The organism is Enterococcus sp. DIV0724b (assembly GCF_050531475.1).
Classification (GTDB): Bacteria; Bacillota; Bacilli; order Lactobacillales; family Enterococcaceae; genus Enterococcus_L; species Enterococcus_L haemoperoxidus.
In genome coordinates, this window is record NZ_CP172890.1 from 171,935 (window position 1) to 184,514 (window position 12,580).

Annotated in this window: 8 protein-coding genes; 6 read left to right on the forward strand and 2 right to left on the reverse strand. The window is 34.3% G+C overall.

Annotated features, from left to right (window positions below; genetic code table 11):
- Positions 1-293 precede the first annotated feature (293 nt).
- The gene (locus tag IGJ02_RS00815) at positions 294-4,040 is read right to left on the reverse strand and encodes a 5'-nucleotidase C-terminal domain-containing protein (RefSeq protein ID WP_430602858.1); all 3,747 of its coding nucleotides are present in this window, start codon (positions 4,038-4,040) and stop codon (positions 294-296) included.
- Between the two features lie 403 nt (positions 4,041-4,443).
- Between IGJ02_RS00815 and IGJ02_RS00820 the strand changes: the two genes are divergently transcribed.
- From IGJ02_RS00820 to IGJ02_RS00835, 4 genes are all read left to right on the forward strand, one after another.
- Entirely contained in the window at positions 4,444-5,415 is a 972-nt protein-coding gene (locus IGJ02_RS00820) for a ribose-phosphate diphosphokinase (protein WP_010761942.1), read from the forward strand.
- A 482-nt stretch (positions 5,416-5,897) separates the two neighbouring features.
- Positions 5,898-7,187 carry an electron transport complex subunit RsxC gene (rsxC, locus tag IGJ02_RS00825; RefSeq protein ID WP_430602860.1) on the forward strand — a complete coding sequence of 430 codons (1,290 nt, stop codon included), beginning with the start codon at positions 5,898-5,900 and terminating at the stop codon, positions 7,185-7,187.
- A complete protein-coding gene (locus IGJ02_RS00830) occupies positions 7,187-8,149 on the forward strand; it encodes an RnfABCDGE type electron transport complex subunit D (RefSeq protein ID WP_430602861.1) in 963 nt (320 codons plus the stop codon). Before rsxC ends, IGJ02_RS00830 begins: the two co-directional genes overlap by 1 nt.
- Before the next feature lie 411 nt (positions 8,150-8,560).
- Positions 8,561-8,746, forward strand: coding sequence for a hypothetical protein (locus IGJ02_RS00835; protein ID WP_430602862.1), 186 nt, complete (start codon positions 8,561-8,563; stop codon positions 8,744-8,746).
- A gap of 142 nt (positions 8,747-8,888) precedes the next feature.
- Here IGJ02_RS00835 and IGJ02_RS00840 read toward each other — a convergent pair whose 3' ends face one another.
- On the reverse strand, positions 8,889-9,179 hold the full coding sequence (locus IGJ02_RS00840; RefSeq protein ID WP_430602863.1) for a putative quinol monooxygenase: 291 nt from the start codon (positions 9,177-9,179) through the stop codon (positions 8,889-8,891).
- 244 nt (positions 9,180-9,423) lie between these two features.
- Between IGJ02_RS00840 and IGJ02_RS00845 the strand changes: the two genes are divergently transcribed.
- Both IGJ02_RS00845 and IGJ02_RS00850 read left to right on the forward strand, forming a co-directional pair.
- Positions 9,424-10,899 carry a helix-turn-helix domain-containing protein gene (locus IGJ02_RS00845; protein WP_430602865.1) on the forward strand — a complete coding sequence of 492 codons (1,476 nt, stop codon included), beginning with the start codon at positions 9,424-9,426 and terminating at the stop codon, positions 10,897-10,899.
- Between the two features lie 191 nt (positions 10,900-11,090).
- The gene (locus tag IGJ02_RS00850; protein ID WP_430602866.1) at positions 11,091-12,524 is read left to right on the forward strand and encodes a helix-turn-helix domain-containing protein; all 1,434 of its coding nucleotides are present in this window, start codon (positions 11,091-11,093) and stop codon (positions 12,522-12,524) included.
- Positions 12,525-12,580 lie beyond the last annotated feature (56 nt).

The window sequence follows — 12,580 nt, forward strand, 5'->3', positions numbered from 1 at the left end:
GTATATTTCTGCAAGAAACAAAAAGATTATTTCTTTTTTGGTGTTAGGGAATTTGTTTTTTTGGGGCGCTATTCTGTGGAGATATATTGAACGCAATGATATAGACGTGATGAGTTATATTTATGAGCTCAAACAAAGAATTATAGATCAAATAAACTAACATTTATAAAGAAAAGTGTTAACGAGAAACAATCAGAAAGAGCGTGGATGTATAAAAAAAGAAAACCATTATTCGCCAAATATATTAGAAGACAAAAAAGAGAGCTAAGCAGGTGGCTAGCTCTCTTTTTTATCTATCCTATTTTCCGCTTTCGGTTATATTTATAAAAACTATAACTTGAAAGACCAATGATAAGTAACCCTAAACTTCCATAAGTAACAATCGTTTCACCCATCTTTGGATAATCTGCTGTTTTTCCAACAGGTTTTGTTATAATTGGATCTTTTGGATCTGGGTTAGGTACAGGATCTGGTTTGTTTTTCTTATTAAACTCAGCTTCTGAAATAGAAATGATCCGTTCACCTGGAAAGGGTTCTTTGTATTGTGCGAGATCGATATTTGTTGCGGCATCGTATAGACGAATGTTTGTTCCTTGTTTTAGATGATCGATCAAAACGGTATCTAAAGAAGGTCCTTCCTCACGCTCACCACCTAACATATCGTAGCCATCACCACCAGCTGCCAGAAAATCATTCGTTGCCATATGATAAGTGGCTTTTTCATCGATTGGTGCAAATTTTCCAGTCTTGCGGTCTTGAATTTCAATTTGTAAGATTCGTTCACCGATGATGGTTTTGTCTGTTCCGTTTCCTTCATCTGCTGGCAGTAGAGAGCCTTTTTTCGTTGAATCATAGTGTACACGAATGGTACTTGAAACATGAAGGAAACCACCATTTGCCCCTAGTTTCGGTTGGTTGTATTCATCTAAAATTACTGTGCCATTTTCGTCTTTTTGCGCCATTGAACGAAGCGAAAGTTCAAACATTTCTTTAACTTGACTACCTGTCACTTTTATTTGAGAAATACTATTACCAAAAGGCATAACAGCAATGACATCACCTAACGTCACTTTACCTGGTTCAATATTTGCTCGAATACCGCCGCCATTTGTTACAGCGAAATCGGTTTTGTTTTTGAAGCCTTGCTGTCCGTAAGTTAGCATCGCATCGCCAATCAGATTCCCCAAATTCGTTTCTCTGGTTCGCACATTGTCGCGTTCTCCGTTAAATTGATAAGGATTATTTTCAATCACGACTTCTGATCCCCAAGCTTCAAAGTTCGCTCTAGCTTGATCAACTAATGCTTTAACTGGAGGATTTTCTTCTAGCGTTGCTAAAGTGTCTGCTGGTGTTAGTGAGGCGGTCTTTTTACTAAGGTCTGTCAAATTAACGTTAACTAAACCGACATTGTTTAGATAATTTCCAGTTTGTGTGTACATCACGTTTCCAAATTGTTTTCCGCCATCAACGGCTGTATGTGAATGTCCATCCAAAACGGTGATATTTAAATCAGGGAATTCTTTGCTTAGTGTCTCAGCCAAAGTATCGCCACGCCATTCGTGAGGAGTGGTTTCGTCGATGCCTAGATGCCCCGTCACAACGTATGCAGTGATTGTTTCGCCTGAATTTTTGATTGATTCGATTGCTTTTTTAGTTTCGATGATTGGGTCAGCAAAAGTCACACCTATCACATTGTTTGGATGGGTTTTTGTGGCTGTTTCAGGTGTTGTTACGCCGATAACTGCATATTTATTGTCGCCTTTTTCTAAGACTGTATAGGGTTCAAAAACTAATTGTCCATTTTGGAATGTATTATTGGATAAGATTGGGAAGTTTAACTCGTCTTTATATTCCAATGCAGTTTTTAAACCAAAATCAAATTCATGATTCCCAACAGCCATCGCATCGTAGCCAACTTCATTCATTACTTTGACCATATCTTTCCCTTTAGAGAAATTAGAAATCGGCAAGCCTTGGAACGCATCACCAGCATCGATCAAGAGGTCTGGATTGATCGCGTTTTTATAAGTCTTCAAACGTGCCATACCTAAGACATCTTTTCCGTTTCCTTCCAAACGTCCATGCACATCATTGGTATGCATGATTGTGATTGATTCTGAATCAGGCTGATAACCTGCGTTGCGTACATCTTGTTTCGTGATTGGTTTGACGTTAGGTGTCCGACCATCGGCAGCAGGTTGAGTCTGTAAGGTACCATCATTCACTAGTTTAACAGCTAGATCGCGCCAATTTTTATTAAAATGATAACCGATCAATTCCCAGTTGTGCTCGATTTCTTGTGCCGGATCAAGAGTTTGTTTTTCACGGATATAATCAGCAATTAATCCGCGTAATGTTTCAGGATCAGTGGATTTGATTGGTTCCCCTGTAACGATTCCTTGCGTTAGTAAACCTTCATAACGGTAATTATTCATAGCAATCGTATAGTTTGCTGTAAGGTCAACTGGTTTTCCGTCGATTGTTGGATTGATAATTCGTTCACCATGCGGTTTAGAAATATCGATCTTATAAGAAATTCCAGAAAAAATATCATAGTTATACACACGGATTTTTTCATTAAAGCTGATTGTTAGATCATCTGGACCAGGCGTGTTGTAGTAATCTGCTTGATTTTCCATGTATTTTAGTAGATTTTCTCCAGTAATGTTGACACTGACCAGTGTGTTAGGGTATTTGTAAATATCAAAAATATTAGAATAAGAAATATCGCCTGCGTTTAATTTACTATCCGCTTTAAAGAGAGCAGAGGCAGCAAGTTGTGCGCCGGTTGCTTTTCGTTGCACATTATTGATCAGAGAAATCATCGCAGTCGGACGAAGTTGTGCTTCTGGAATTCCTTTTACTTCTTCAGCGGGTAAAAAGTTTCCAGTTGCTGTTCCGATTTTTTCAGAGATAAATTCTCTCGTTTTGTTATGGTATTCTTGAGTTTCTTTTTTTAATGCTTCGTCAGCTGGGACTGTTTTGGTGCTTACAATAGTAGCGTCGCTGGTTTTGACTTGCCATTTGTCTCCTGTTTTTTCGACATCAAGATCGATTTTGACCATTTCTGTTCCGGTATCTTTAGGTCCTGCTACTGGAACAGGGCCATTTGGTCCTTGCACTTGTTCTGCAAAAGAGCGATGATCGTGTCCCAAAATATAGGCGTCAATACCAGCAACTTTAGTGATGACCTCATCAGCACTTGAAGCAGGATCAGAGCTTTGACGTCCAGCATGCATCGAAGCGACAATGATATCAGTCTCATCTTTTAACTCCGCTACGGCTTTTTCTGCTTCTTCTCTTAAAGGATTAAAATACAGGCTGTCTACTTTAGCACCGTCCCATAATGGAATTTGTGGCGTTGTCAGCCCAATGATACCGACAGTCAAATCCTTCTTTCCATCTCCATCTAGGTCAATGTCTTTCTTCGTTGTACCACCGACAAAGCGGCTATTTGAGTCTTTTACATAGGTATTCGCAGATAAGATTGGAAACGCTGCTTCAGTATTAAGTTTTTTGATCAAGTCTAATCCAAAGTTAAATTCATGGTTCCCTAATACCATTGCATCATATTTCATATAATTCATCGCTTTGATCATTGGATTTGGTTTATCGATCAAAGGAGCTTTATTATACAAATCATCAGTTAAAATCGTTCCTTGGTTCATATCTCCATTATCGATCAAAATAGTGCCATTCGGATTTTCTAATCGAATATTATTTACGACAGAACTAACTTGAGAAAGCCCTACAGGAGTTTGTTTATCATCTTCATACGACCAGTCCCATAGCTGGCCGTGGACATCTGAAGTGCCTAAAATGGTAAGTCTCTGCGAGGTCTGAACCTTATCAGTTGGCGTATCAGTATCTTGTTCATCCGATAATGTTGTACTTGAAACAGTAGTACTTTCTGATTGCGTTGATTCTCCAGTTTGCTGCTCGATCGCTAACGCAGTAGTGGCGCTGGTACCTGCTAATAAAGTTGAAACCATCAATACTTGAAACCCGTGTTGTACTTTTTTCAAAACAGACTTTTTCACAAAATTCCTCCTTAAATTTAAAGCGTAGCGGGCTCGTTCAGTCGAGACTAGCCCGCGAAGCTAGATAGTGACAATGTTCAACAGTTTCTGCGAAACTAGATAATACACAGCGCAATGTTCATAATTAAATACAAAAAATAATGCGCTTTCATTTTTTGTGTCTTCCTAAATAGTAATATATTTCTTGTCTGTTGTCATTAGGAAATGCTCTGATTTTTCAAAAGAAAATAACAAAAACCACATATTTTGACTACTTTCATTTTTTTCGCGTGAAGACTTGCTGATTTTTATTAGAAAATCGTATTAATTTAGAGGAATGCCTCAAAATCACTTGATTTATTTTGAAAAAGTGACTACTATTTATAAGGAAACTATTGTTCAGTAAAAGAAAGTGGAGGTCCTCATGTCAAAACATTATTTTGATCCTAGATTGAAAATCTTTTCTCTTAACTCGAATCGTCCATTAGCAGAAAAAATCGCTGCTGCTGTCGGTGTAGAATTAGGAAAATCTTCTGTCACGCAATTCAGTGATGGTGAAATTCAAGTAAATATTGAAGAAAGTATTCGTGGTTCTCACGTCTATGTCATCCAATCAACAAGTAGTCCAGTCAATGATAATTTGATGGAATTATTGATCATGATCGATGCCTTAAAACGTGCAAGTGCAAAAACAATTAACGTTGTGATGCCTTACTATGGTTATGCACGTCAAGATCGTAAAGCTCGTGCTCGTGAACCAATCACAGCGAAACTTGTAGCAAATATGCTTGAAAAAGCAGGAGCAACTAGAATGTTGACATTAGATCTACATGCCGTTCAAATTCAAGGATTCTTCGATATTCCAGTGGATCACTTAATGGGCGCTCCATTAATTGCAGATTACTTTATGGAACATGGCATTCAAGGAGACGATGTTGTCGTTGTTTCTCCTGACCATGGTGGTGTGACACGTGCCCGCAAACTTGCGGAATATTTGAAAGCACCGATTGCAATCATCGACAAACGTCGTCCAAAAGCGAATGTTGCTGAAGTAATGAATATTATTGGACATGTAGAAGGCAAAATCTGTGTCTTGATCGATGACATGATCGACACAGCTGGGACAATTTCATTAGCTGCTAATGCATTACAAGAAGCTGGCGCAAAAGAAGTGTATGCCTCATGTACACACCCTGTTTTATCAGGACCAGCTTTACAACGTATTGAAGATTCTGCCATCAAACGATTAGTTGTAACAGATTCTATCTATCTTTCTGATGATCGTAAAATCGATAAAATCGATGAAATCAGTGTTGGTGAATTGATTGGTGATGCCATCAAGCGTATCCATGAAAATAAACCCGTTAGTCCATTGTTTGAAACGAAACGTCGTTAAAAGCAAATGACCAAAAATGACAGACATCTTTTTTCTGTATGTAAAAATACAGAAAGAGGATGTCTATTTTTTTGCTAAAAAATATCAAAATTAGTTTTATAACTGGAAAATATTGGTTTTTATCTTTTTTTATTAACGAACAATCGTTTAATATTCGACAATAGTAAGAGGAAAACGGTTTATTTTTTTTACATAGAAAGAAGTAGTAAAAGAATTGACTTCTCAAAAGAATCGCAAGTTCATCTTTCGACAATGAGCGGAAAAAAATAATTCTGAGCTGCAAAATTTAATGATATGCTAAATTTAATGAGCAAAATCTTGTAATACATAGAATAATAGAAATGGTAAAGGAGTATTCATGAAAAGAGAAAAATATGAAATTTTAGGTTTAACGATGCAATTAGTCGTTGTAGCAATTGCATTAGTCTATTACTTTTTCATTTATAGATAGACAAAAATTTAATTAGAAGGAAGGTAAATCAATGTTTGTTAGAATAAAAAGAAAACTTGGCGGCGTGCTAGTCCCCAAAAATAAATGGTTAACAAAGCTAGAATCAATTAAAGATCTAAACGCCCCAGGTAGGATTATCTTACCAATGAATATGCATATCGGTAAACCGGCAAAGATCGTTGTTTCCACAGGGCAGACGGTGAAAATCGGTACACTGATCGGTGCCAAAGATGGCATGATTTCAGCCAACATACATAGCTCAGTTTCAGGAACGGTTGAAAAAATCGAACAGAGAATCATTGGCGTAAACGAAGTATCCGTTGTGGTCATTAAAAATGATTTTAAAGATACATATGAACTACCGCAAGCAAGTAGTGAAAATTTAGTGGAAATAATCAAAAACAACGGAATCGTCGGGATGGGCGGCGCTGGTTTTCCGACAGATGTAAAATTTCTTTTGAAAGAACATCAGTACATGGAAACATTGATCGTTAATGCGGTCGAGTGTGAACCATTTGTTACGGCCGACAGAAGAATTATTATTGAGCAAATGAATGATTTTATTGCAGGAATCAGTATGCTTCAAGAAATGATGTCGATCAAGCAATGTGTGATTGCGATAGAAAGCTCATCAGAAGAGGCAATCAGAAACTTGGAAGCTAAAATCGACAATGAGCAAATCAAGCTAAAAATTTTACCGAATCATTATCCCCAAGGAGCTGAAAAAATTGTTATTAAAGCAGTTCTTGGAAAAGAACTACCAGCTGGGAAATTACCGATTGATTTAAATGTCGGAATCATGAATGTCTCAACGGTATTCGCTACATTTCATGCGTTGAAGGAAAATCGACCATTGATCGATCGTGTTGTGACTGTATCAGGCACACCGATCAAGCATCCTCAAAACTTACGTGTGAGAATTGGTACACCAATCGAGAATGTCATTGAAGCGTGTGGTGGTTTTGTTGAAAGCCCGATGAAATTGATTAATGGTGGGCCGATGATGGGAAAAGTAATCCAAAATTTAGATGAGCCAGTAACGAAAACAACCTCATTGATCCTTGCGTTGACTAGAGAGGAAGCAAACATTCCAGAAGAACAAAATTGTATACGCTGTTCAGAGTGTGTCAATGCTTGTCCAGTCAATTTACAACCGATTTCTATCAGTAATGCGTATCGAGCAGGTAATATCGAAGAAACAAAACGCTTAGGGGTTCTGAATTGTATCGATTGTGGTGCCTGTTCGTATATTTGTCCATCAAAAATCGATATTTTAGGTGATATCCGAGCGGCGAAGCAAAAAGTATTGGAGAGTCGATGATGATAAATAAAGAATATACAAGTACTGGACCGTTTATGGGTCCTCATATTAGAGAAAAATGGACCTCTCAGTGGATCATGCAGCAAGTGTTGATTGCTTTAGTATTTCCAACAATTGCGGCTGTTTACTTTTTTGGATTATGGTCTTTAGTGATGGTGATTGTAAGTATTGTTGCCTGTGTGGGACTTGAGTTTGCTTTTCAGAAAATTGTTTGGAAGAAAGTGACGATAACGGACTACAGCGCAGTGATCACAGGGTGGTTGTTAGCTTTGACCTTACCAGTTACAGCTCCTTTATGGACGTTGCTTATTGGTGATTTCATTGCGATCATTGTAGTAAAACAATTGGCAGGTGGAATTGGTCGAAACTGGTTGAATCCAGCTGTAGCAGCCCGAGTGTTGTTGAAATTATTCTTTTCACCGTGGATCACGAATTGGGTCACACCGCAACCGGATGTGGTGGCAACTGCAACGCCATTAGTCGATTTAGGGAATTTTGCGAGAGAGATTTCACCGACAACGCCTGATTTAGTTGATTTGTTTATGGGGGTTGGGTTGGGTGGCCCAATTGGTGAAACGTGCAAGTTTGCGTTGCTTTTATCAGCGAGTTATTTGATTGTGCGAAAGATTATCAATCCGTTGGTGCCAGTTATTACAATGGTTTCATTTTATGGGTCAATTTTATTATGTAGTTCATTTAATTTTGCTTTTGCGAGTGCTCATTTGCTAAGTGGAGCATTGATTTTTGCTGCTGTCTTTATGGTGACGGATTATACGACTTCACCGTTGACGGATAAAGGGAAGTATATATTTGCGCTTGGCTGTGGTGTACTAGCAGCAACTTTGCGGATCAGTATGGATTTACCTGGAGGAATCGGGGTCGCGATCTTAGTAATGAATTTGTTGGTACCTGTGATCAATAAGTACACGGTATCACGGATTTACGGAGAACAGTTTAGATGAATCGGAAGTGGATGAATTAAGATTGTCAAAGACATCTAAAATAGCTAGTCTCTTCTTAGTTTAAATTAGTCTGATGATAAACTAAACACAGATGAAATAAAACCTTCAATTTACGTCAAAAATTGAAGGTTTTTAAAAAAAATATGAATAAAAAAAACGACGAAAAATTGTATTATTGTGAAAGAAGGGGGTAAACAACAAATGGACACAAATAAGCATTGTAATCTAGTATATCTAGAGGAAATGATTATTTTAAATATCCATTTATAGGAAAATTAAGACAATAATCTAGACATAGTATTTATACATTTCGGCTATCTGTCAAGTGGTCGTTAAGCAAGTGGGACAAGAGAATGAATAAGCAGAAGAAAAAAAGTTGGAATATAAGAAAATTAAAGGAAGTGTTTGATTATGTCAACAAAGCGCCATGGGGAAAAAGAAAATAGAGAATCTTTTAGAGAAGAAAAAAATAAAGAACAATTTGAAGCGACTATCGACAAGAATGAAGAACACGTGACATTTAAGAAAGAAGAAAAAAAAGAAAAACGTGAGATGAGAGAACTAGAACGTCGAAAAAAAGAAAAAGATACTGAATAATGAAAGATGAGAAGCTTTAGTGCAAAGTAGATAGTATAATTCAAAAAAGGAGATTTAGATAATGAAACATCTAAATCTCCTTTTTTTTTTGAAAGCGGAATAGAGGTCTATTTTTTTATCATGAAATAGCTATTTTATAGACCTAAAAGTCTATTTCAGTGTAATGATGTTCTTCATAAGGATGGTTCAAATAATCGTTGACTGTATTATTGAAATTGATCCAATGAGCAGTTTTATTGTGACCATCCAAGGCAGTTTGATCGTCCCAATGCTCAATTAAAGTAAAACGATTTTCTTGTGTTTGGTCTTCTAGAAGATGGTAGTAGGTGCAACCGGTCTCCTTATTCGATTCAACCACCATATTGTTCAGTAGTTTAAGGAAATCTTCTTTGTATACCGGATTTAAATCAAAAAAAACGTTTAAAGTAATCATTATGCATCCTCCTTCTTTAGTATAAATAAATTATAAATGATAATTAGTTTTTATTTATATCAAATTATGAATAAAATGATAAAAAAAGTGATCCAATCTTTTACTGTGTATTGACTGTTAAAAAATGGATAGTAAGCAGGAAATTTGTCATTTTCTAATCTATTCAATACACTAAATTAAGAAATAGTTTATATAAATATAAAATTTTATTATATTTTCGGAAGAGTTAAATTGAGGTGGAAGAATGATTTCAATACACGAAATTATGGAGAGTACAACAAAAAAAAAATTAGAAATTTTAGATTTATTAGAAATGAAAAGTGATTATGTTCGATATAACGAGATCGTAGAAAAAATTAAACTATCTAGAAATACAGCAGAAAAGTATATTATAGAACTACAGTCTTATCTTGAAGATATGAGACATGAAAAAAAGAGTTTAATAAAAGATCGTTCTGGTGCGAGATTAGTGATCAAAAGTCTTTCAGAACATAATAGATTAAGAGTGAGTATTATTGAAAGTGACTTAAGTATATGTCTTTTCAAAAATTTAATATTGGGTGATTCTGTAAATGAAGTCAAGTTTTCAGAACAATATTTTATTAGTGGATCCAGTTATAGAAGAAAATTAACAAGGATTAGGAAAATCATTGAGAAGAATCATTTAGAAATTTCAAAACAAAAGGGAAATGTAGTTTTACTTGGCGATGAGTGGTACATACGTTCAATAGCAAGAAAGTATTTTTGGGATATATACAAAGGTGAAGTATGGCCATTTGAGAAAATATCGAAAGAGTATGTTGGAAAAATTTTAAGTAGTTTGACTGAGTTGTCTATGAGAAGCAAAATAAATCTAATTAATATTCAACAAGTATTTAATTTAGTAGGAATTCAATTAATGAGGTCAAGAAATGGGTATAATTTCATTAGTCCTAAACACTTAAAGATTGAAAGTAACTATATTGTTAAGTTCTTTTTTTTTCATCGTGATAGGCGTATTTTTAAGGATGAAGGGGAACTAGTTTATTTTTTTCTCTCATTAATGGCAGCGCCCAGATTTTTAGAAACACCTTTGGGAAAGACAATAAGAACCATTACGAAAGAAAACAATTCTTTCTTACACAAAGTGAACGAACGATTCATTCGGCATTTTCAGAATGAATTTTTTACGCTAAGTGAACAAGAAATAGAATTGATAGAACCAGGACTTTATGCTAGTCATTTGGTCTCTATTCTTTATCCAAAAGCTGTTGAATTAGAAGATTTGGCCAAAGATGAAAGTCCATATAGTTTTCCTAATTTGAGAAAAAAATTAGAAGTACTTTTGGAAAGGTGTATAAAAAATAAATTCGATTTGAATAGTAGTAATCTCATAAAAAAATATTTTTTAATATTTGGACAAATCAGAAAATTATCCATTTATGAAGAAGAAGTTAGTATCTTATTAAACACGGATACAGGCGTATTAAACGAAAATATAGTGATGAGAAAAATGTACAATTACTTTGGAGATAGATACAATATACATTGCTATACTAAATTTACAGAAGATAGAGTCGGTAGATATGATCTTACGATAGTGACAAGCATGACTCCAGAAATTAATGTTCATTTTTCGGATAGTACAATAGTGTATGTTAAACAAGGTTTAGAGTTTAGAGACATTATATCAATAGAAAAAAAATTATTGGAAATAAAAAATAGAAAGATCAAAAAATGAATTTTTTGGTCTTTTTTTTGAGCATAAAGCAAATATGATGTGCTGTAATATATATTATATAATAATAAGTCTAGTTTACTAGGAAAGGAAACAGAGAGGATTTTGTTAGATGCTGAAGCTATGCATAATCGACAATAAGAAATTCATTACACTCTAAGGTGCATAGTTGTTTTAAAAGTAAGGGGGAATCAATGTATAATTTAACATCTATCTTTTTGAGTAGTACTCAAATAAACAAAATTGAAATTTTAGATTATTTGATAAAATATAAACATGTAAAAAGAGCTGAACTTGAAAAAAATATAAACATTTCTAAAAAAAATATAACTAGGAATATTAATACACTAAATGAAGAACTTGAAGATATATTTGACGTTAAACCTATAGAAAATGTCGGTCAAAATTATAAGTTAAATGAACATTTCTTAAATGTATATGAACAAAAGGTAATATTTGAAACGAGAAAGTATTATGTCAATCATTCAATGGTTTATCATATTTTGACCATCTTGTTAAAGGAAAGAAAAACAAATACGATCAAGTTATCAATGTCTGTGAATGTAAGCCAATCGTATATTTATAAAATTTTACATAAAATCACTTCTTTTTTTAAGGCAAATGATTTAGAAATATTTTTAGCAAAAGAACAAGGAGAAATAGAGTTATTAGGCAATGAAAAAATCATACGTTTTATAAAGTACTATATTAAACTATTTTTCGGTGAAAGTCTTACTAATAAAAATAGTAAGATGGCACATAAAGGACCACTATTAAGTAAATCAATTCAAAAATATCTAATACTTTCAGATATATGTGTTAGATCAGCTGAATTGAATCGAAAGGTAAAATTTACTTCAAATATGTTAGAAGAGTGTATATTTTTAATTGAAGAATCAATTCCTAATCTGGATGTAACACTTCCAACGAGTCTAAATAAAAATGATTTGTCTTTTTTTAAGATATTAACATTATTTTATGCTCCCGAATTGTATGAAAAGAGTGTTTTTTTAGAAATTGGGGAAAAATTATCCCAGTTAAAGGAAAAAAATAGCGTTGTTTCTCAATTGTTGAAAATTATTGATAGAATCCTCTCTGAATTTTTAAATTCAACGATGGATACGTTAGAGATGTTAGGTGAATTGATAGTTCGTTTGATTGTATACAAAGAGTTTGAGTATTGGAAAATAGCTAGGATGGATAGAGAGAATGTTTTACAATTTGAAAAACAAAAAAGAATCCAGAAGATCATTGAATCAGAATTGAGTTGCTCGGATAAAAATGACTATCTTAAAAGCTATACGTTCAATACCTCTGAGCTATTAACAAGTACGTTAAAAGAAACCTCGACAATAAATTTAGCAATATTATTGTATAGAAAATCATTTAACAGAACAATCATTGAAAATTTTTTGAATAGTATTTTTATGGATGGCATAGTAAAGATATGCAATGAGGCTAACGATGAAACGGATATAGTGATTTCTGATGTTGGCGTAGACAAAGTGGGAAAATGGAGATATTTATATTTTTCAGATATCAACGATTTGTATTGCTGGAACAATTTAAGTAATGCGATACATAAATGTATCATGGAAAAAACGTTGCATAATTATAACCTTGTTTAATCTTTTTATCCTATTAAGTCTGTTATTTTTCTTTTTAGGATAATCACAACTCATTT